Below are 21,618 nucleotides of genomic sequence, written 5' to 3'. Positions count from 1 at the left end.
CCGCTCCGATCCATCAACCTTGCACCGCCACCACCGGTATGGGAAACACCGGGTTCCTGCAGCGCGCCTCACGCGCCTCCACACGCCCAAAGCTGCGGTAGTGCGCCCAGGCCGACTCTACGGTGCCCTGCGCCACCGCCTCGGCCACATCGGGGTACTTCGATAGATACCATTTCCCGTCGAACTCGCGTTCCTGCTCAGGTGTGCGCTGCAGTGCTGCAGGCTCTCCAGGCATGTTCTGCACATACTTGCACGGTGCGCTCCTGCAGATATCGTGCACCCGGTCGGCCTTGATGAAAGCGCGCAACTCCATCGCCAACACGCCGTTCCATATGGCATCGGCACTCGCCTCGTTCAGATTGCCCAACCGGCCCGACGCAAAGCAGCACGGCGTCACCGCGCCATCGGCAGTCACCATCATCCAGGTCCAGGGGTGGTGGCAATCCTTAACCGTTTCCATGCAGCTGCTCCTGAGGCTCATCGAAAAACACGGACTTGTTGTGGTCCAGGTAAAGCTGTACGCCCAGCTTCTTGCCCAGCGCCTGTGCCTGGCGCAGGTAATCATTGGACAGCTCGGGAAAATTCCACAGCCCCTCGGCCTTGTAATCGAACACCCAGTCATCGCGTTGCACCACGTAGCGGGCCATTTCTGCGTCCGACCACCGGTTCAGGTGCCACAAGCACACCACGTCCACGCCCATGTCATGCGCCAGCTGCACCAGGGCTGGCACTTCTTCGATGTTGGTGCGCATCAGCGTCATGTTCAGGTACACCAGCGGAAACCGCGCGCCACGTTCATTGCGCGCGGCAACCAGGCGCCGCAGGTTGCCCAACACCGTGTCGAAGTCGAATCCGCGAATTCGCCAGTACGTTCCCGCCGTGGCTGCGTCCAGCGAGACATTGATGATCCGCAGGTTCGAATCCAGCAGCCGCTGCAGGCGCTTGTCATCCAGCACCGTGAGGTTCGTGTTGATCGACGACTCGCACACCGCCTGGTCCGGCAAGTGCTGCAGCGTAGACCAGAAAGCCGGGCTGTTCAGCGGCTCGCCAATGCCGTGCAGCTGGATGCTCGTAGCCTGCTGCACAAAGCGGCCGAGTTCTTCCACCAGGCTCTCCTCCAGGTGCTTGGGCCGTGTCACGGCTCCAATGGCGTGCGGGCACATCACGCAGCGCAGGTTGCAGCGCGAGGTCGTCTCCAGCGTCAGCAAATGCGGCGTGCTCTGCACCTTGGTGACACCGTTCCTGAACTCCTGCAGGGCCAGGTCGTAGTTGGCCTTGGGCGTGCGAGTGGACGCCCTGGCAATCTCCTCGTGCCCGTCCACCCAGGTTCGCATCGCCTCTTGATCGGCTGGGCCAAGCCAAGCCTGGCCCGCATCGATCAAGGCCATCAGGTGCTGCAGCAGGTTTTCGCCCGCAGGCAACAGCGACGGCTGAGCCAGCAGCAGGCGCGCATAGCCCCGCACCCATTGCGCCGCCGCCATGCCCGGGTGTCGTGCCAGCACTTGTGTGCACTCGGCCAACCAGGCCTGCAACGCATGCCCGCCTTGCAACAGCCCCCCCGCTTGCTGCGGCGGTTGCGACAACAACGGTCGCACGTAACCCACCCTGTCAGGCACCGCCTTCAACATGCGCAGCGCCAAGTCGAGCCCGTAAGCACTGGCCAGCCCTTCATCCAATGGGCCCAGCAGCAGCAGCAAAGTACGCCGAAACAACAAGGCGGACAAACCGGCGCCTTGCGGGCCACCCACAGCTTCGTCGAGCAAGCCATCCCAGCATGCCGCCTCTGTGCCGCACACTGCCAGCAAATCTGGCGTGCGGAGCAGGGTCTGCATCGCATCGTGAATGGCATCGGCCCGGTACACATCACCTGCCTGCACAACCGCCACGAAGGTGCCACGTGCGCTGCGCACAGCCGCATTCATCGTGCCGACCACACTACGGCCCGGCTGGGCCATCCATCGCACCCGCGGGTCATCGACCGGCATGGGCGCGCTCGCTTCACCGCCTACCGCCAGGTGCGCCAAAATCAATTCGATATGCGGATAGCTTTGTAACAGCACACTGCCAACCGACGCCGTGCAGGCGTTATCCGTAGCGTGGGTGCACACCACCACCACCGACACCAGGGGCAGGTCGAGAGGCTGGGGTGATGTACTGAGAGTGGGTGAATGCATCGATATGGACCGGCGGAGCTCTAAAGTATTTTTGGGGTGTACAGGAAAAAGGGTGGAACTGTATTGCCACTGTTGTGCAGAACGGAAGAAGACGAAGCACGCGGCAAGGGCCTGCACAGCCTGCCTGCGCGGGCCGGGTCAGTCATGCTCTGCCTCCAAAGGGCCCAGCAGCGCGGCCCAGCGCAGCTCTTGCCGCACAAGCAGCGCCTCCGCAATCCGCATCGACGCCAGATGGGGAGTCTCCAGCAAATCCCTGTCGACCAGCGAGGTCGGTGGCTCGGGGTAGGGGCCGTTGTGTTCAAGCAGCGCCCGCCACACGTCGGCGAGCTCTCGCTTGAACTCTGCACGCCAGCGGTGGAACAGCAACCGGCTGTTGCGCTCATCGTTCAGCGATGCCGGCCCCCGGCTCAGGCTCACATGATGGCCCACGCAGCTGCTGCGCGCCACATAGGCACGTTGGCCACGCGCACGCAGCTTCATGCACAGGTCAATGTCCTCCGCCCCATTGCGGTAGCGCTCGTCAAATCCTCCGCACGCCCAAAAATCAGCGCGCCGCAGCACTACGCACGCCCCCGTCACCGCGAGTGAGCGCACTGGCGGGGCCATACCACAATCAGGCCCGCCATCGTTCAGGTCCCGCATGTGCGCGAGTTGCCCTGCAGCAGTCAGCTGCACGCCCACGTGGTCCAGTGCGCCATCGTCTACACGCCGCTGCACATTGCCCACAATGCCAGCCTTCAGTGCGGGGGCCAGCAGCATCTCCAGCATGGGCTCCAGCCAGCCAGGTTGCAGCACCAAGTCATTGTTCAGCAGGCACAGCAGTTCCCCCCGCGCTGCCTTGGCGCCCGTGTTGCAGGTTCTGGCAAAGCCCTGGTTGAGGGGGTTGCAGATCACTTGGATTCTGCGGTCCTCCAACGTGGCCAGCCAGGCGCGGGTTCCATCGGTGGAGGCGTCGTTCGCCAGAATGATTTCGTACTCCAGGCCATCGGGCCACGAGGTGGTGAGCGACAGCAGCATCGCCTGCGTTTGTAGCAGATGATTGAACAAAGGCACCACTACACTTACCAGAGGCTTGCCTTGAAAAGGCGCAGATCCCGTTGGAGGTTGAGTACCTTTCTGGACTGACACGGCTGCCGGGGCAGGTAATTGTGGCAACGGAGCGCAGTGGATTGCCTCTACGATTTGAGACCCTTTCTTGCTCAATTTGTGCAGATTCCACCCGAACTCCATCGCTCGGTGTGCGTAGGTATGGCGGGCACGCACCATGGCGTGCAATTCATTTGACAGCCCCTTACGTTCTTCATGATGGGTCAGATACCGCTCTATCAGCTGCGCAAGGTCCGCTGGGGTGTCGTACACAGGCAGGCGGCCTTGAAAGACTTCGTCAGAAACGGCCCTCGAATTCGTAATTACTAGGCAACCAGCGGCCAAGGCGTCGAATACGCGGCTGTTCGCCGCCGCCCATTCCTTGGTCACATGATTGGCATCATCGACCACGATGCTCGCACTTTGATAGACCTTGTGAATTTGGCAATACGGAACAAAGCCTTTGTGCAGATGGCGCAATTCAGGCACCTGCTCCCAATGCTTGCCGTAAATTGCTCCACGAAAACCTGAGGGCAGCCCAGCAAGGGCTTGCACCACATCGCGTTTTGCTTGCCAATAGCTACCTGTGAATACATAGTCCAGCGTTGAGAAGTCTGCTCGCTGCTTTTGATTGAAGCGGCCCACATCAGTTGCAATGCGCAGCAACAGCGCGCGTTTGCCAACGCATTCGCTCATGTAGCCAACCGCCTTGCGTGAAGATGCCAGATGCAAGTCATAAGCGGCGATCCATGCATGGCTGCACCAGCGTTCAAACCAGTTGCGCGCCCATGCGATGGTCACAAGATGCGACGACGCGCGCTGAATTGCAGGAAGCTCGTACTCGTCGACCATTACAACCAGCAGGTCAACGCCAGCTAGGTCGTACCAACCTTCCCCTTTGGGAAGATAGGCAACTTGCCAACCAAAACGGGCTGCTAGTGCTGTTCCGAGTTCCAGAGCGCTGAAATAGTCACCCGCCGCCGCATCGAGGCCCACTTCGGTCACTGCGAAAGCCAATCTCACGGGTACATTGCGCAGCCCCCACGGCCCCATCCCTGTCAACTCTTGGGTCATGGAAGTTGCTTTCGCAAATGTGGCAATCTGGCCCCAAACGCACGAATCCCTTCCACCATGGGAGCCACATGCTTCTCCCAAGTACAGCTATCCAGCGCGGTGGATTGCGCCAATGGTGGCTGCGGCGTTTGCAATAGGTCGACGAGCTTATTCGCTAGGTCATTCACACTGCCTTTGGCAAAGTAACTGAAATAGGACCACAACCCAGCCAAATCAGCCAAAGGGGCCACATCCGACATCAACACCCGTTTGCCATGCGCCGCCGCCTCCAAAGGCTTTATGGGCGAGACCAACTCACTCACCGCCAATGGCCGACGTGGAATCACTACGACATCCAGCAGTGAATAATACGCAGATACCTGCGCTGCCGCAACCCGGCCCGGCATGTGCAAAAAATCACTGACGCCCAGCGTCTGCGCCAACCGGCGATAGCTTGCCGTGACTGCACAATCATCCGGCTCGCCCACCCCAAATCCACGCGGCTCGCCCGAGCCTACCAGCAGCAAGGCTACATCTATCCCACGCTGCCGCGTCAAGGCCAGCGCCTCGATCAGCTCCTCTATCCCCTCATAAACACTGAACGAACCGACATAGCCCACCACCCGCGGCGAAGAGATACCAAGATCCACCCGCGAAACCGATACCGCTGGTACCGGCGCACACCCCGCAAAACCATTGGGCACCAGATCAATTCGCTCGGTGGCTACCCCGCGCCGCACGAGTTCATCGCGCATAAATCGATTGAGTGTAAAAACACGCTGCGATGCTTTTGCTACCTGCGTTTCTCTCGCCACCTCCATTAAAAAGTCAGGCGATTGCCCCCAACCAGGATCACGGGCCGCTTGTGACACTTCCCAAAAACCCCGCACCTCGTAGAAAAACGGAACGCCCATTTCACGCGCCGCAATCGCCGCTGGCAAGGCATTTCGCCAGTTGGATGCCGCCATAATTACTGCTGGCTTGAACACTCGGACCAATTCGCAAAATGCGTCTGCCGAGCGGGACAAATACTCCTGTAGCTCGAAGGCGTGCTCACTAGGTGTGTGTGTATGTACATACCGCACTCCATCAATGTCATGGCTTATGCCCACGCGTGAATCCGCAAGTCCCGGCTGGTCCCACGGCACTCCCGGGCGCGAAGCAGCGACCACCTGGCACCCAGCGCGCACCAGACCTGTCGCCACGCCATGTGTGCGCACCGCGTAGCCGTTGGAAGAGAATGGAAATGAATGACTTACTATATACAGAACGCGCCCCCACAAGCGGCACCCGGAATGGGCCCTAAGCCGAGTAGATATTGGCCGTTCGAGCCACTGCATCAAGTCGATCATTTTACAAATCCGGCGAATACCAAGTGCCACGCATAAATCATAGAATTTCTTAATAGTGTTTTATCAATAAATTTGCCAAATATATTTCACCAGGGCAATACCAAGGAGCCAAGAATATTACCCCCCATCACACAAATCTACATCAAAATGGACAATTTCATTATCATTTTTATTTATATATTGATACCAAAAATTACCTGATTCCGACCAAGAAAATTTTTGCACCGGCTTACTTTCTGGTTGATTTTTTACTCCAATTAGAAAAGTGCCATCTCTATTTGAAGTATTGATGAAATAAAATTCCACACTCACTCTACCCTTGGCATTTAATATCTCAAGCCCGGTTTTTTCTATCGCATAAAATCCAAGCAAAAATAACTCGTCTGTCAATTTTTTGCGATCATCTATAATTATTTCTGTCAATTTTTTTGCAATGCGATAATCAATTGCAGCTTGCTGCCTCGTATCCATAAGACGATCACGCTCTGCCACATGAGCAATCGCCTCTTCGTACTGAATTATTTTATCCTCATACACCGATCCGGCAGCTTTGTGCGAATTAGCTTGAGGCCTTTTTTCTATTAAATTGGAAACCAGCTCCGCAATTGAGTTTTCATTCGAAAATTGAAAGAGCAGCCCTCGCTCGTTGAAGTAATGGACCATACACGCTTTGAGCAAGGCAAGACGAAAATATATATCAGATATTCGCAATGCAGCATCATTCTTGGCAAATAGAATCTCCAGTTGCGAAATATCGATAAAATCAAAAAATGTATTTTGCCGAACATAATCCATCGTGAATTTTTTTGTCCGAATTATGAGATCCAACCTCCAAGAGTATCCACCAAACACTTTTTGAGATGGGAAATAATCCCTAAATACATAAGGGCGCTGGGGTTGCGATCTAAAAGGATGACCTATTTTTGCTGCAAAATCAAGGGTTCCCTTTGGCCATGCATCTGACGCGAAGGGCAAACTCTCTATCTGGAAAGATGATTGACGCATCATTAAATAATGAATGACTTGGCTATCAAGTGCTTCCGAAGAGACGCCAAATAATAACCGAACCATTCTTCCATCCAGAAATGGATGGATTTCACTCCTCGACACATGTGTATTGGAATGCGCCCCAGTTACACGAGTTCCAATAACGTACACTAAAGACTCAAGTTGCGGGTACCGATCCTCGGGAGCATTCACCAGCAGTTTCGCCAGGTCGCCACGAAATTTTCGATATATATTTTCATAAATATCTTTTTCAAGTATATTTTGATTGTCAGGCCAATATTTTCTCGAATCTAAATATTCATTTAAATTCATTTTGTTGGGAGGGACTTTATAACCACTCTCATGCCCTCCAATTATTAGCAAATCCGAATCCGGTATTGATCTAAAATCCGCAAAAGATCCTCCAGAGCAGTCCGACAATAAATCTTTCGCAATCGCCCTCGGAAAATCCACGCCAACCTCAGTCAAAGAGCTGCGAGCAACAGAATGCTTATCCAATACTCCGAGCTCGTGTGCGACCAGAGTAGCGGCCATTACATCAGGTGAAAATTTTTCACCATGCGTATGGAAAGTAATATCAGAAAAACGATCAGCGCCTGATAACAGCCCCGCTATTGCGCGACTGTCTTTTCCTCCACTTAGCCAAAATCTGCATTTGGCATCACTTCCGTCAATAATATTGCAAAAATTCTTTTTAAGCGCGTCCACGTGATGATTTATCTCAAAATCATTGATGGGAGAAAAAAGATTTGAATAATTTACATCAATTTCACTAAGCCTTCGACCATCATATTCATACAAACTACCGGGGCGAGTTTTTTTGATTTTTTCCCAATACGTTTCAAAACCTCCTATATGTCCCCGGCCTACCATCCAAGCCAATGATTCTCTATTGAGCGATAAACGATTTGCCCAAGGACCCAAAGGATTGTGCCTGTTTGTAACAATAATTTGCTCATCGTCACGATAGTAAAAAATGGGATCCGCGCCGACAGCTGAACCTACAAACTGCAAGCCCTGCCGATGCACCTTTAGTGCACAAAATGCTTCTGGGAAATTTATTAAATCGAATGATTTACTTTGCGCAAAATTATTTTGCACTCTATTTTCCAGAGTTTTATCACCGTATCCGTGACAAAATATTATTTTGTCGTTATCTGCAAAAAACCTCCTGTCTAGCGCTGCATTAAAATAGAAAAACAACACTTCGGAATTTCCAATTTTGAAATACTGATGTTCGCTAGGGCGCCGAGGTAAGTATTCGGAGCAAACTCCAATATCATTATTAAGACTTACTCTCTCGATGTTCAAGGAATGTCTTGCGACAAATATAGACATGACGATAGTTCCAATATACGACAAAAACAAATTTCTCTCACTTAACAATGCACCTAGCTCAGGAGCTCGCGATAAACATCAATCACGGATTGAGTGAATTTCATTAATGGATACCTCAACTTAATCGCCTCGCGTCCATCCCTTGCTGCCTTGTGAAACTCCTCAGCGTTCTTCGAAAAATGAAGGATGCGCTCAACAATTTCCGACACATTGCTTACAAGAAATTGAGACGGCCACAGATATTCAGCACCGGGCCATCGAATTACGAGAGATACACTTAGTGAGGCAAAAGCATCTGCCACCGCCAAATGAAAACTTTCAAAACCCGGGAACCCAAAATCGGAATCGCTAACGGACAATACATAGCCGACGCGACGCCCTGCCAAAGCTTGCTTTACGTCAACATGACCATTAAAATGCACTAAATCTTGAAGTCCATACATCTCAATAAATTTTTCACACTTTTTGAAATAGGCCATTTCTTCCAGATTTTCAGCAATCCAACTAATATCCTCAGGGCGATATCCAAAAACTTCGAGCCTAAAACGGCAATCTTCAGTGTGCAATTTTTTCAAGACCTCCAACGCCCGCAGATACCCCTTACGTAGAGGCAGAATACCGATAATGCCTAGCGTGAACATCCGGTCGGGATGCCAATCCGAAATATAGTCATCTACGGAAACATAATTTGGAATCATCCTGGCTTTGCTACGCGGAATATTTGAATATCTTTCCAATAGACGTTCAAAGAACAATGGGGAAACAGCAATCACAGCATTTACATTGCGTATTTCCAGTTTTTCCCCATGTTTTCGGCCTAGTTCCATTCGGTGCATACGTATTACCAATTGCTGCTCTGGTCGTTTACGCAAAGAGTACCATTCAGCATTCCCGAGAAGCCACTCACACCAAATGCATTCAGCCCAATTCAAGAGTGCTTCGCTCTGCTTTTCGTCGTGCAGTTGATGGCCACGCCACTCATCAAAACGAATATCGAAATGCGCTTCCAGAGTAAGTGCGGCATCGCGGATGAACTTCAGGTCATGGCCTGCGATCAGCAATCTTGGGCGACAAAGTGCACGAAAACGAGCCCAATCGCCTGCGTTTACCACTTGCAGAAGCTCTTTCAAGCGCCAGGTATAGTTAAAGCGGCTGATCAGGTCCCAGTGCGACGTTATGAAGTCATGGAATTCCCTGAAGTCAACATCTTCCACATCACCACGGTTACGGAAGATCAGTGAATCAAGTGCCACGCGTAGACCGACCGGAAGCCGCCCCTTGAGATAATCAATTCCGAAAGGCTGTAGCAAGCGCTGCACGTTAGTCCAGACATGGAGATGGTCTTGCAGTTCACGCCGGCCGTAGCGTTGAGTGCTAGAAGGCGTCAACGAAGGGAGTTTATAATACACATACGTTGGTTCTGGGAGGAACTCGATACGCTGAGATTTGGCCAGCACCTCAGCCAAGAATAATGAATCCTCGCCCATGCGAAGATGATTTTTCCAACGAATATTGTGAAGCACCAGCAAACTGCGCTTCACAAAGCTATTAACGACAGTACTGGTGCGCGTGATGATTAATTCGCGACGCCGGGTCTGCGTTAACGTATCGGTCCATTCGGGTATTTCGTTCATCCGTTGGCGCTCATGGCCATTATCAACCCACAACTCCGAACGCACAACGCAGGCGTCCGTAGTGCAAGCGCGGTGCACAAGATTTTTCAAGGCGCCAGGGAGAATTTCATCGTCACAATCCAGGAAATAAAGGTAATCTCCCTGGGCTGTCTCGATGCCGTAGTTGCGTGGTCTTGATGGCGAGCCGCTATTTCGCTCTAACCGCAGCGCGCGCCAATTGGTGTGTTCAGCACACGCACGTTGGATTAGCGCATAGGTGCCATCGGTGGAGCAGTCGTCCACGAAGAGCACTTCATACTCCGTAGTGTCCAGTTCGATGGCTCGTAAGGAAGCCAGGCATCGACCGAGTTTGTCTGCTGCATTGAAGCTTGGAATGATGACGGAGATCTTCATGACGGCGATTCAAACAAAATAGGCGTCGCGGTGCCGCTCAGGCTGTTGTAGCCACTGTCCAAAGCGGCCCCGCAGATCAAGCAATGGGGCATCGGTCTCCGCGAGTCCAGTGCTGTAACGTCGAGTGGCTTCGGAGGCTGGTGTTAGCGGTTGTGCGGTGGCGTATTGCAAGTGCAACCCGGCACGCGCCAACCAGTCGGCTGGCGGCGGATTGCTGGGGTTGAATGCCAAGAAATGGCTGGTTTCGACCGGCTGGTAGCGGTCAAGCATGGCGTAGCGGCTGGCGTGGCTGCTGGAGGTGACGCTAATGCCGTGGCGATTAAACTGGCGATATAGTTCCGCAACCTCAAGGTCGGGCATGTGCGCGCTAGCAACCAGCAGAAGATGAGCGCCCGGCTGGTTCTGACCATATTGTTGGAACCAAGCAATAGCCCCCATCGCGTCAGCCAATTGGTTGACCAAGCAGGTGGCTGTAATGGTGAATTCGCGCGCCGCGTGTGGGATGCCGATGTTCCGCAGTACTTGGAGCCATCGATGCCGGTAAGTGTGCTCGCCGAGTACCTTGTGCAGAGCGCGGTCCCGGAGTGCATCAATGTCTGCATCGCTGAGCGAGCGCAAGCGGTCGGGCTGCTTGTCTGGATAAACGATGAGGTCACCGAACATCTCCTCTGTGCCTCGCGAATAGTTGGAGAGCACCAAGGTGTTGCTCGACATCAGCTCAAACACGCGACGCGCGAACATGGTAGGTGAATCGGTAACGGTGTTGAAGTTCACACCAAAACGACTGGACTTGTAGACGCTTGGCATGCACTCGTGCGGCTGCGAGGGATGGAGGAAAGGGTGGTAACGCTCTGGCCAGATGTGCAACGGGTCGGGATCGCCGTGATAGCGGTCATAAATATCCAATTGGTAGCCATCAGCGCGGATAGCATCAAGGATATGCTCCATGTCCATGCTGCGCTGAACGTGGTTGGCATACCAACTGCCCGCGAATACAACGCGCGAGGATCGTAGGCCGCTCTCCACGGGGTTGAAAAGGCGCGGGTTGGTGGCGAATGGCAGAGCAAATGCGCGCGAAACACCGTTATCGCGCTGATAGCCGTCCACACATTCCGCCGCTGTAGTGAATACGAAGTCGAATTCCTTTGCGGTCTTCACAAAGTCGTGGACGCGATCCGTGAAGTGCGTGGGATCTTCTTTGTTCCAGAAAACTGTCGGAATCCCATTCTTCCTACAGTGCATCAAAATCTCCAGGAGGACAGTCCGGTTTTCCTTGGAAAAATTTTTACTAGCGTAAATTTTCCCCTTCCACGGTCGGCGCTTGATGTCCGCGCCGCTCCAGGCCGACTCACAGAAGAATATTTCTGGCTGGAACTCCTCAAAACACGTCCGCCAGTCGCTGGGTTCGATAGGAATAGTAACAAATTCGTCAGCAAAGCTGTTGGTCGTGAACTCGTCGGCAATGAGGGCAACCCGGAAACGATCCGCATACTTGATGCGCTTGTCGGTATCGGAAAACTCACTTTGGCGAAATTCTTGCGCAGCCTTGTCGGCTTGAACACTGTGAAAGCGGGTTTGGCACAACCGCAGATTGGCTTCAAACAGATTTGAACCTAGGAAATCGCCGGCTTGCCGGTAAAGCTGGAGCGCCTGCGCGTAGTCTTTGTTACGGAAGGCTTGGTGCGCTCTAAGAACTAAGAATTCACTCATTTATTCCCTTGCAGGAGCAGCAATACTAAGAATTGCCAGCCATTTTTTGTATGAAAAAACTTGTTCGCTTGATGTAATAGACTGCGCGCCCGTTTAGGCAAAAAGGCCAGCTGCATCGATGACCTGGCTGTGGCGACGAACGCCTTCCACAGCTTCGATAAACGGTTTGTGTTTGACGAGCACGCACACCACATCCGCATTGCCAAGCGCATCCTCCAACACCGTCAGCCCGAGATTGCTGCTGGTCATTTTTCCCGGTAGCGCCTTGATATTTGGCTCGACTGCCATTACTTTGCAGCCTAGCTGGACGATGTGCTGGGTGATTTCTAGCGCAGGGCTTTCGCGCAGGTCGTCAATGTCTGGCTTGAAGGCAAGCCCCAAACAAGCCACCTTGATGTCTGCCATGGTGCTGCCAGGTTTCTTGGCCAGCACATCCACAATCGCAGCCTTGACTTTATGCAGCACCCATTCGGGCTTGTGGTCGTTCACCTCGCGGGCGGTCCTGATAATGCGGGCTTCGTCAGGAGTGGTGTCCACAATAAACCAGGGGTCTACCGCGATACAGTGTCCGCCGACGCCGGCACCGGGCTGCAGGATGTTGACGCGCGGGTGGCGGTTGGCCAGCGCGATCAGCTCCCACACGTTGATGCTGAGCTTGTCGCAAATCATCGAGAGCTCGTTGGCAAAAGCGATATTTACGTCGCGAAAGCTGTTCTCGGTTAATTTGCACATTTCTGCAGTGCGGGCATTCGTGGCTACGAGGTCGCCTGCTACAAAAATTTTGTAAAGGGCTGCTGCCATATAGGTAGCGGTGCGTGTCATGCCCCCGATGACACGGTCGTTGGACACAAGCTCATGCACAACCCTGCCGGGTAGCACGCGCTCTGGGCAATACGCAATTTGAATGTCGGCTGCCTCGGCAGCCTGCTGCGGGAACGACAAATCAGGTCGCGCCTGGGCCAACCATTCCGCCAATTTTTCAGTGGTGCCTACGGGTGATGTCGATTCCAGAATGACCAGGTTGCCTTTGGCAAGCACTGGCGCTATGGCTTGCGCTGCAGCTTCGATAAAACTAAGGTCAGGCTTGTGGCCGTCCGTGAACGGTGTTGGCACAGCGATCAGAAAGGCTTCCGCTGGTTCAGGTTTGGTAGTCGCACGCAAGTTGCCGGCAGTAACCGCCGCCTGTACCAGCATGTCCAGTTCGGGCTCAACAATGTGGATTTTTCCTTGATTTATGGTGTCCACAGTGTGTTGATTAATATCAACGCCAATGACTTTTTTTCTTCGCGATGCAAAAAGTGTCGCAGTGGGGAGGCCGATGTACCCCAAGCCGATCATGGAAATAGTGTCGAACATAAATTCTAGTTCCTAAACTTTGTTTCTGTATAGCGAGAAGCATTTTTGAGAAGGGCTGCTATTCGACCGGAAGCCATTCCATCACCGTAAGGGTTGTGTGCACGGGCCATGGCGTTGTATTCCGTTGTATCTTCAAGTAGTCGAGTAGTTTCTCGCACGATGATGGCTTGGCTTGTGCCCACAAGCTTGACAGTGCCTGCATCTACAGCCTCAGGGCGCTCAGTGGTGTCACGCATCACCAGCACTGGCTTTCCAAGCGAAGGAGCCTCTTCCTGGACACCACCGGAATCCGTGATGAGCAATGTGCTTTGGTCCATCAGGTACACAAAGGGCAGATAGTCTTGTGGCTCAATAAGCTTGACATTCAGGACGTTGCCGAGAATGCGGCGTACAGGCTCTTGGACGTTCGGGTTGAGGTGCACCGGGTATACGATTTGAACGTCGGCACGCTGGGCCAACTGCGCCAGTGCTTGGCAGATATTTTCAAAACCACCGCCAAAGTTCTCGCGACGGTGGCCGGTCACCAAAATCATGCGTTTGGTGGGATCAATGAAGCTGAACTGCGCCTCGAAGCGCTGTTTCAGCGCAGCGTCATTTCGTACGCGTTCGACGACGCCCAATAGTGCATCAATTACTGTGTTGCCTGTCACGTGAACGGCATCTTCGGCCACTCCCTCGCGCAACAAGTTGGAGCGCGCTCTCTCGGTGGGGGAAAAATGAATTTCGGTGATAGCCCCGGTCAGTTGGCGGTTCATCTCTTCAGGCCAAGGCGAGTGCCTGTTATGGGTGCGCAGACCAGCCTCCACATGCCCCACTTTGACCTTGGCGTAATACGCAGACAAGCTGGCAGCTAAGGTAGTGGTGGTATCGCCATGCACTAAAATAATGTCGGGTGTCCATTGCCTATAAACCTCGCGCATGCCCAGCAAAACATTGCTGGTGATATCACTCAGGTCTTGACCTGGCTTCATTACATTGAGATCAAAGTCTGGTTTAATGGAAAAAATATCCAATACTTGATCAAGCATTTGCCTGTGCTGCGCTGTGACGCAAACTTTGATCTCAAATGCGGTGTCAGATGCGAGCGCTTGGATCACCGGTGCCATTTTTATTGCCTCAGGGCGAGTACCGAATACCGTGAGAACCTTCATTGAGTACCCTGAGGTTATTTTACCGAAATCAAGCAAGCATCTTTCTCCAGCCTGCGTTGCGTGGTAATTTGCGTAAGACCAGCATTATCAATATCTTTTTGCCACAGTTGGGCAATTTCCTTTTCGTCCTGCCGGACGTAATCATCCAATAGAAAATCTATATGAGCACCGGCAAAGTGCTCCAGAACGAGCGGTGCGGCCGGATAACGTGCATGCCTACCAGTAGCGGCAGGGGGGCCATCAACGATGACCAATATACGAAGGCCCGCTTTGGGGTACTTTTGCGCCAAAGCTCGCAAAGTAGGCAAGCAACTGTAATAGGAGTAGGTGCTACCGTTGGGTGCCTCCCAAGCTTTCAGAGGAGCCAGAACGATTTTGGCAATGTCTTTCAACCCAGCTTGCTCAATATGAGAGCAAGATTTTTGATAAAATACATCCAGATGATCGAACGAAACAAGCTCAACCGGGGATTTGCCCATTCTTTTCGGCATCATTTTGGCTATTGTTTTTGCAACTACAACTGTGGATATGCCAGATCCAAATTCTATGATGAGGTCGTAGTCGTTGATTTCAATCAATTCAATCAAGTAAATGGCAAAATCAGGACTAATGGGCCAACTATGTCGTTCCGTATTGATACTGGGCAGTTCCCCAGTGGCAAAGTAACTCTGCAGACCCACGACAGCTTCAATTTGCTTGGTGGCATTAGCAATTTCACTTTTCAGGCTGGAATCGAGAAACTTGCGTACACGGATGAGTTCATCCTCCTGCTTTTTAAGTTGCGCGTCGAACTCCAGCGTCTGCTGCTCCAGGGTTCGAGTTAAGACGTCGATGCTCGTGGGGAGACGCGAGTCCGTGGGAGCGGTTATCGATGCCCTGCCAGCAAACCCGCTCCCGTTGCTGGCAGGCAATCCCAACTGCGGCAGCTGTTGCCCAATACGTGCCTCTGCCAAGAGGCGCGAATTTGCGCCAGGCGTCTCCATGGCGATGGCCGACGCAAAGTGTGCAACGGCGCGGGGTTGGTCGCCAGAAATAGCGGCAGCACGACCCAAAGTGTTGTGGACACCCGCAGCAAGAACTTGGCTCGCAAGTTTTTTGCTGACCCCCCAGTCTTGCGCAAGGCGAATAAACTGCCTTGCCTCGACAGCTTTGCCGGCCCGCAGCGATCCAGCCCCCACCAGCAGTGCGAGTTTGGCACGGTCGGGGTGGTGTTGCAGAGTGTCGCGGCTCAGCGCAGACAAGCTTTCCCAATCACCAAACTGCCATTGGGCACGAGACCGCTCCAGGAGTTTTTCGTCATATGGGAAAACCTGCCCCAGACTGGTATAGCTGTCTATTCCCCGAGCCTCGGCTGAGGTATCTGCGCCCATGGCTTGAACCACAGGCTCACCACTGTTCCGTTCCTCGTTCGTGTCGCCAAAAAGGCGAACGAACCACAGGTGCAAGTTGTGGAGCATTAACCAATACCTTTCACAGCCCAGGCTCCCGCAGCAGCAGATCTTTGATGAGTTCGATTTGCGCCTCGGCCTTGATGAGTTCTTCATGCAGCAGTTGCTGGCGATGGGCCTGTTCCTGGTACTCAGACTCCATGGCTGGAAGGCGCTTTTCCAGCTCGGCGCTCCTGCTTTGCAGGCCTCCTAGCTTGATAGTCAGGTCCGTCTTCTCCTTGTTAAGTACGTCCTTTTCTGCGACCAGTACGTCTCGCTTTTGTTGCGCTTCAGTTTTCGCCCTTTTTTCCACAGTCACACTGGCTTCTGCCGTTTGTTTGGCTTGGGTTTCCTGTTGCAGTTTCTGCGTAAGGTCGGCTTTGGCTTTGCTCTCCGTATCTAGCTTGCTTTGAAGTTCTGCCCTGTTTTTGCTTTCTGCGTCCAGCGCAGCTTTCAGTTCTACGCTGGCTTGTGCAGCGCCATCCAGGGCGCTGGTCAGCGCCGCTTTGTCCTGGGTCAGTTGCTCGACCTGTGCTTGCGCTGCCAGCAGCTCCTGGGCGTGTGTTTTGGCCTGATCGACTTTGGCCTGGGTTTCTGCCGCCAAACTAGTCAGCGTCGATTTCGCGGTCTGAGTCTCTTGATGCAGTTTCTGTGCAAGCTCAGCGTTGGCTTTAGTCTCTGCATCCAGCCTGCCTTGCAGCTCCGCAAGGGCTTTGGTCTCTGTAACCAGCGCGGCTTTCAGTTCGGCGTTGGCCTGGGCCTCGCCTTCGATGGCACTGGCCAATGCTGCCTTGTCCCGGGTCAGTTGCACAGCCCGGGCCTGCGCCGCCTGCAGCTGATCGGCATGTTGCTGGACTTGCTCGGCCTTGGCCTGGGCTTCCGCAGACAACATGGTTTCTGCCGCCCGTCTACCCTGGTTTTCTTGCTGTAATTTTTGCGCCAGTTCGGCCTTGGCTCTGCCTGCATCCTCCAGCTTGGCGTTCAGTTCCACCGTGGCTTTGGCATTTGCATCCTGGGTACGTGCCTGGGCTAGGTTGTCCTGAGCCAGCTGCTCAGCCTTGGCCTGCGCTTGCTGCAGTTGCTTGGTGAGTTCGGCCTGGGCCTGGATTTCGTATTGCAGCTTCTGCGTCAGTTGCTCGTTGGATTTGGACTCGGCGTCCAGCCTGGATTGCAGCTGCGCCCGTGCTGTCGCCTCGTGGTCCTTTGCACTGACAAGATCTGCTTGCTGTTTTGCCAGTTGCTCCGCCCTTTCCGTTTCTTCCTGCTGTTGCTGGGCCAGTTGTCGCCCATGCTCCTGCCCGGCCTTGGCCAGGGCTTGCGCAACCAGCTTGGCGCCTGCCTCTTTCATAGCTTGGGCTGCTTGCTGCAGACGGTGCGCCCAACTGCGGGTGAAGAGGGCCAGGCCGATGCCGGGATGATGGGTCTCGACCACTGCACAGCACACAAAACCTGAAGCATCGAGAAACGCAGTTACCGCTGGTAGTTCGCAATCTGCCAGCCCTGGTTCCTCAGCCGCCACCAGCAGTACCACGCGCAAGCAAAGCACCTGCACACCAGCCAATAGCTGCACAGCCCCCTGCAACACGGGCAACGCGGTTAGCTGGTCAATCAGCAGCCAGTTGGGGGGGGGGTGGCCGGCAGGCAACCCGGCCCACAGGTGGTCCAGCGTAGCCACGGGGCGCGCTTCTATGGACAGGGTTCTGATGCTGGGCCAAAGGCGCTGGAGCAGCTCAGGGCGCAGCCCACCGCTTTCCGCCGGCAGATTTGCTCTGTGAAAGGCAGCGGTAGCTTGCTCTGCCGCACCCAATACAGCCCCACTATGGAGCCAGCCTCGCGGCAAGTGAGTGGGCTGGCTGGTGGCCTGCGGGTCTACCACCAGCGCATGCGGCACAGCCCACTGTTGCCAGATTTTGCTGGGGTAGTTGGCCGGTTGGCTGCTGGCTTGCACCACGCTGTGTGGAGGATGCAAGCGTGCCAGCACACCCAAGGCGGCGGGCCAGTCAGACGGCGGTTGCGGCAGCAATTTCATGGCGGGATGTATCGGTGCTGAGGTTCAGGCATGTGGCCAAGGCATGTTGCATGCCGGCGGCCAGGTTGTGCCAGTCAGCCCACGGGCGGTGGATGTGTGTACCTGAAGCCTCCAGCAAGCCCAGAAACCTGGGCAACTGCTCAATCAGCTCTGTGGCTTGCGCCTGGTCCTGCGGGTTGAGGGAATTCCAGCATCCGATGTCCATGGCCGGGGCCTTGATGTCAAAGCGCAGCTCAAACTTGGGGCCTTTGTCGTCTTCAGATTCTTCAAACCAGCTTTCAAACTGTTTGGGGCCGCCATGCTCAGGCAGCGGAAACTCCAGCTTGGGCTGCTTCGAAAATTGAGCCTTGCGAACGTTCGAAGCACTGAGTCGAAACTCAAATAGCGGCCAGTTGCGGGCGCCATACTGCGCGTTGGCAAAGCGCAGCCACAGGTGCTCGTAGTCGGGGTTGACCTGCTCGTGCCGCAGGCTGATGGCGTCAAACCGCCAGGCCGCTGGCAGCAGGTCAAAAGCGGCCGCGGCAGTTTGCCAGTACCCTACCCACGCTGGGTGGTTAGGAGTGTTGGCGGGCAGATTGGCGGCAATGGCTTTGCAGGTGGCCTTGAGCAGGTGCAGATCAGACGGGGCCAGTTGGGCCCAGGCGATGGCGTCTGGCGTGCCTGGGACGGCATGCAGGTTGAGAGCCAGTTCAGCAACAGGGTTGTTCGTTCCGCCAGTGCCCGATACCTTGGGCCAACTGAGCAGGGGGGGCGGCTGATCGGCCTGCCGGGTGAGCACCAACGTGTGGAGCTTTTGGGTATGGTTGAGCCCAAGCCGCACCTTGCCCAATGCCCGACTACCGTGCTGAAGCCCGCTGATGAGCACGCTCTGCTGGCTGGCCTGGGTGTCAGGTAGGACGGCCAAGCCGTCCCATTCGCAATGGTCGGGGTTGCGCAAGGCCCATTTGTCTAGGCGAGTTTGAAGCCGAGCGTTGTCCTGCTGCAGTTGCTGGTATTGAAGGAAGTAGCGTTCCAGCTCTTCCTGCACTTGGTGCAATTGCAACAGCAGCAATTCTGCCTCTTCGGCTGTTTCGATTCTGGCATTCGCTTCGGCATCCAGCCTAGCTTGTAGGGCGGCCTTTGCTTTGGCTAGATGTTCGATTTGCGAGTGTGCCTGCTTGTATTTGTCTTGATCTGCGTTGGCCAAGGCCTGCGCTTTCAACCGCGTCTCTACAGCAAGCCGCGCATTCTCGACGTGTTGTAGTTTCTGCTCCAGCTCGGCTTGAGCTTTAGTCTGCATATCGTGCTTCTGTTGCAAGCGTGCGGACTGGGTAAGGGTCTTCTCCAGTTCACCTTGCACTTGGTTAAGCTGGTTCAGCAGCACTTCAGCTTCTTCGGTGGCCTCGCTTTTTGCCTTGGACTCAACAGAGTTGGCCTGACTCAGGGCCGCGTTTTCCTGTGCCAGTTGCTCTGCCCGCGCCTGCGCGTGCTGCAGTTGCAGCACCATCTGCTGCGACTGCTCGGCGTGCGCCTGGGCCTGTGCGGCCTGCAGGGCCTCTGCCGCGGCACGGGCCTGCTGCGCGTGCTCGCGTTGCAGTTCGGCGTCCAGGCGCTGGCTGGCAGCCAGTTGGCTGATCTGCTCCAGCGCCTGCGCTGCATCCAGCGCTGCAGCAGGGGTGGCCGCCTGGAGGGGCCATTCGGTACTCTTCGGCAAGGTTGCCAGCAATTCGCTTTGCAGCGCCTGGGTCTGCTCGCTCTGCTGTACGGCCTGCACCGAGAGAGATTGCAGCAAGGCAAAGTGCCCGGCCTGCTCGGGTTCAGCCTGCTCTTCCAGTTGGAAAAGCGCAAGTGCAGAGTCGGGGGCATTCAAACCCCATTCGGCCGGTAGCGTGGGCAGCCAGGCGTCTGGCTGCTGGTGCGCATGGTCCAGGATCCAGGCACACCGGTCGCGGTGGCGGTGGTAGAACTTCAGCATCTGGCCCTGGTAGGCGGACCAGGTCTGCAGTACTTCGCTGGCACTAAAGACGCCTTCGGACGCTCGCGATGCCACTTTGGCCAACACCTGTGCGGCAGGGGTATGCACCAGCAAGAACCGGGTCTGCGGGTCGAAATGCAGCCAGAAGTCGAGCAGCCAGGTGCTGCGGTGGTCGGCCCAACCCCACAGGGGCTGATCCCAGTTCGCCAGAAAGATCTCGCTGGCGGCCAACTCCCACGCCTTGCCTGGCTGCACCTGCTGCTGGGGGGGGGCCAGGCGCATCCTGCCTGCCAGCAGCCTTTCGTGCCAAACGGTCGGGGTGGTGACGCTGCCAGAGACAGCCACATTGGCAGGGCTCAGCCCAGCTGACTCAAGCGTCGCCTGGATCTTCGGGGTATCGCACCAGGGGCTGCCGCAAACGATGATGGTGTGCATTGGAATGGCGAGGTAGCTGGTAGGTATTTATTGCGGAGCGCATGCGAGGAGCACACGCTGGTAGCTGTCTTCAAAGCGGACAATGTCGTCCTCTCCGAGATACGTTCCTGACTGCACCTCTATCAGGTGCAAGGGGACCTTGCCGGGGTTCTCTAACCGGTGCTTGTGGCCCAACGGGATATAGGTGGACTGGTTCTCGGCCAGCAGTGCCTCCACGCCTTCGACAGTGACTTTGGCTGTGCCGCTGACCACGACCCAGTGCTCCGCACGGTGGTGGTGCATTTGCAGGGACAGCTTGGCGCCGGGGCTGACCATGATGCGTTTGACCTGAAACCGCTCACCCGCATCAATGCCTTCGTACCAACCCCAGGGGCGGTGAACGCGCAGGTGCTCCAGGTGCTCTTTGCGGCCTGCCAGCTGCATGTGGTCCAGGGCGGCCTTGATGTTCTGCGACAGGTCTTTGTGCATGACCAGCACGGCATCGGGAGTCTCCACCACCACCACGTCGTCGAGGCCCATCACGGCCACCAGGCGGCTTTCGGCACGGATATAGCTGTTGGACGTGTCGGCCACATAGGTGTCGCCCACGCAGACGTTGCCCTGCGGGTCCTTGTCTGCCAAGGCCCACAGGCTGGCCCAGCTGCCTACGTCGCTCCAGCCGAACTGGGCAGGCACGGTGGCTGCCCGCTGGGTGGTCTGCATGATGGCGTAGTCGACTGATTCAGAGGGACACGCTCGAAACGCCAGCGCATCGGGCCGCAGGAAGTCCGCGTCGTGCGTGCGCCCCCGCCAGGCGGCGCGGACCGCGGCAAGTATGTCGGGCCGATGCAGCCGCAGCTCTTCCAGGTAGATGCTGGCGGAGAAAACAAACATGCCGCTGTTCCAGGCGTAGGTGCCCTGTGCAAGGTAGCTCTGCGCCATGGCCAGGTCGGGCTTTTCTACGAACTGCTTGACGTGATGGGCCAGCGGGGCGTCAGAGAGTGCCTGGCCCGCCTGTATGTAGCCGTAGCCTGTCTCGGGGGATGTGGGCGATATGCCAAAAGTGCACAGGTACCCGGCCTTGGCCGCCCGCAGGCCCGCCTCCACGGCTTGTGCGAACGCCGGCTGTTCATCTACTACGTGGTCTGCTGGCAACACCAGCATCAATGCCTGGGGGCTGGTTTCCACGAGCAGCAGGGCTGCCAGCGCAATGGCCGGGGCAGTGTTGCGCCCGTAGGGTTCCAGCAGGATGGCCGCGGGCTCGTGGCGCAGGGACTGCGCCTGTTCGCGCACCAGGAAGCGATGGTCTTCGTTGCACACCAGCACCGGGGCTTGCGCCCCGGGCAGGGCGGCGGCCCGCAGCAAGGTGTCTTGCAGCAGGGTATGCTGGCCAGTGAGTGCTAGCAGTTGCTTGGGATAGGACGCGCGCGACAGCGGCCATAGGCGAGTGCCGTTACCCCCGCAAAGGATGACTGGATGCACGTGGGTCATGGGGCGAGGTCAATGCGCAGCAGGGGAGGCTGAATGAGGCTGCTGGCG

General features: G+C 55.6%; 13 protein-coding genes. All 13 read right to left on the bottom strand.

Features of this window, described 5'->3' with window-relative positions; genetic code table 11:
* Nucleotides 1-13: 13 nt before the first annotated feature.
* Nucleotides 14-460: an SPASM domain-containing protein gene (locus tag ACSQ3Y_RS06025; protein ID WP_436176735.1), complete on the bottom strand. Its 447-nt coding sequence runs from the start codon at nucleotides 458-460 to the stop codon at nucleotides 14-16.
* A complete protein-coding gene (locus ACSQ3Y_RS06020) occupies nucleotides 447-2,123 on the bottom strand; it encodes a radical SAM protein (protein WP_436176734.1) in 1,677 nt (558 codons plus the stop codon). Before ACSQ3Y_RS06020 ends, ACSQ3Y_RS06025 begins: the two co-directional genes overlap by 14 nt.
* 189 nt (nucleotides 2,124-2,312) lie before the next feature.
* The gene (locus ACSQ3Y_RS06015; protein ID WP_436176733.1) at nucleotides 2,313-4,334 is read right to left on the bottom strand and encodes a glycosyltransferase family protein; all 2,022 of its coding nucleotides are present in this window, start codon (nucleotides 4,332-4,334) and stop codon (nucleotides 2,313-2,315) included.
* Entirely contained in the window at nucleotides 4,331-5,653 is a 1,323-nt protein-coding gene (locus tag ACSQ3Y_RS06010; protein ID WP_436180092.1) for a glycosyltransferase, read from the bottom strand. The genes ACSQ3Y_RS06015 and ACSQ3Y_RS06010 overlap by 4 nt, the downstream gene beginning before the upstream one ends.
* 129 nt (nucleotides 5,654-5,782) lie before the next feature.
* Nucleotides 5,783-8,011, bottom strand: coding sequence for a hypothetical protein (locus tag ACSQ3Y_RS06005; protein ID WP_436176732.1), 2,229 nt, complete (start codon nucleotides 8,009-8,011; stop codon nucleotides 5,783-5,785).
* Nucleotides 8,012-8,064: 53 nt separating this feature from the next.
* A complete protein-coding gene (locus ACSQ3Y_RS06000; RefSeq protein WP_436176731.1) occupies nucleotides 8,065-10,038 on the bottom strand; it encodes a glycosyltransferase in 1,974 nt (657 codons plus the stop codon).
* A gap of 9 nt (nucleotides 10,039-10,047) precedes the next feature.
* Nucleotides 10,048-11,748, bottom strand: coding sequence for a CgeB family protein (locus ACSQ3Y_RS05995; protein WP_436176730.1), 1,701 nt, complete (start codon nucleotides 11,746-11,748; stop codon nucleotides 10,048-10,050).
* Nucleotides 11,749-11,841: 93 nt separating this feature from the next.
* Nucleotides 11,842-13,104 (bottom strand): UDP-N-acetyl-D-mannosamine dehydrogenase, encoded by a 1,263-nt coding sequence (gene wecC / locus ACSQ3Y_RS05990; RefSeq protein ID WP_436176729.1) that lies wholly within the window; start codon nucleotides 13,102-13,104, stop codon nucleotides 11,842-11,844.
* Nucleotides 13,105-13,109: 5 nt separating this feature from the next.
* Entirely contained in the window at nucleotides 13,110-14,255 is a 1,146-nt protein-coding gene (gene wecB, locus ACSQ3Y_RS05985) for a non-hydrolyzing UDP-N-acetylglucosamine 2-epimerase (protein WP_436176728.1), read from the bottom strand.
* A 14-nt stretch (nucleotides 14,256-14,269) separates the two neighbouring features.
* On the bottom strand, nucleotides 14,270-15,712 hold the full coding sequence (locus ACSQ3Y_RS05980; protein WP_436176727.1) for a hypothetical protein: 1,443 nt from the start codon (nucleotides 15,710-15,712) through the stop codon (nucleotides 14,270-14,272).
* Nucleotides 15,713-15,725: 13 nt separating this feature from the next.
* Nucleotides 15,726-17,711: a hypothetical protein gene (locus ACSQ3Y_RS05975; RefSeq protein ID WP_436176726.1), complete on the bottom strand. Its 1,986-nt coding sequence runs from the start codon at nucleotides 17,709-17,711 to the stop codon at nucleotides 15,726-15,728.
* Entirely contained in the window at nucleotides 17,683-20,100 is a 2,418-nt protein-coding gene (locus ACSQ3Y_RS05970) for a hypothetical protein (protein ID WP_436176725.1), read from the bottom strand. Before ACSQ3Y_RS05970 ends, ACSQ3Y_RS05975 begins: the two co-directional genes overlap by 29 nt.
* Before the next feature lie 27 nt (nucleotides 20,101-20,127).
* Nucleotides 20,128-21,570, bottom strand: coding sequence for a mannose-1-phosphate guanylyltransferase/mannose-6-phosphate isomerase (locus ACSQ3Y_RS05965; protein ID WP_436176724.1), 1,443 nt, complete (start codon nucleotides 21,568-21,570; stop codon nucleotides 20,128-20,130).
* Between the last annotated feature and the right edge of the window lie 48 nt (nucleotides 21,571-21,618).

This window comes from Acidovorax sp. LjRoot66, from assembly GCF_964253305.1.
Classification (GTDB): Bacteria; Pseudomonadota; Gammaproteobacteria; order Burkholderiales; family Burkholderiaceae_C; genus Acidovorax.
Note: the sequence above shows the minus strand (reverse complement) of the source record. Positions and strands in the feature narration are given on the sequence as shown.

Bases quoted from the DNA above. Each gene is read 5' to 3' on its own strand.
- ACSQ3Y_RS05995 (WP_436176730.1), bottom strand. From the start codon at position 11,748: ATGAGTGAATTCTTAGTTCTTAGAGCGCACCAAGCCTTCCGTAACAAA.
- ACSQ3Y_RS06025 (WP_436176735.1), bottom strand. From the start codon at position 460: ATGGAAACGGTTAAGGATTGCCACCACCCCTGGACCTGGATGATGGTG.
- ACSQ3Y_RS06015 (WP_436176733.1), bottom strand. From the start codon at position 4,334: ATGACCCAAGAGTTGACAGGGATGGGGCCGTGGGGGCTGCGCAATGTA.
- ACSQ3Y_RS06000 (WP_436176731.1), bottom strand. From the start codon at position 10,038: ATGAAGATCTCCGTCATCATTCCAAGCTTCAATGCAGCAGACAAACTC.
- ACSQ3Y_RS05965 (WP_436176724.1), bottom strand. From the start codon at position 21,570: ATGACCCACGTGCATCCAGTCATCCTTTGCGGGGGTAACGGCACTCGC.
- ACSQ3Y_RS06010 (WP_436180092.1), bottom strand. From the start codon at position 5,653: ATGCAGTGGCTCGAACGGCCAATATCTACTCGGCTTAGGGCCCATTCC.
- wecC (WP_436176729.1), bottom strand. From the start codon at position 13,104: ATGTTCGACACTATTTCCATGATCGGCTTGGGGTACATCGGCCTCCCC.
- ACSQ3Y_RS05980 (WP_436176727.1), bottom strand. From the start codon at position 15,712: ATGCTCCACAACTTGCACCTGTGGTTCGTTCGCCTTTTTGGCGACACG.
- ACSQ3Y_RS06005 (WP_436176732.1), bottom strand. From the start codon at position 8,011: ATGTCTATATTTGTCGCAAGACATTCCTTGAACATCGAGAGAGTAAGT.
- ACSQ3Y_RS05970 (WP_436176725.1), bottom strand. From the start codon at position 20,100: ATGCACACCATCATCGTTTGCGGCAGCCCCTGGTGCGATACCCCGAAG.
- wecB (WP_436176728.1), bottom strand. From the start codon at position 14,255: ATGAAGGTTCTCACGGTATTCGGTACTCGCCCTGAGGCAATAAAAATG.
- ACSQ3Y_RS05975 (WP_436176726.1), bottom strand. From the start codon at position 17,711: ATGAAATTGCTGCCGCAACCGCCGTCTGACTGGCCCGCCGCCTTGGGT.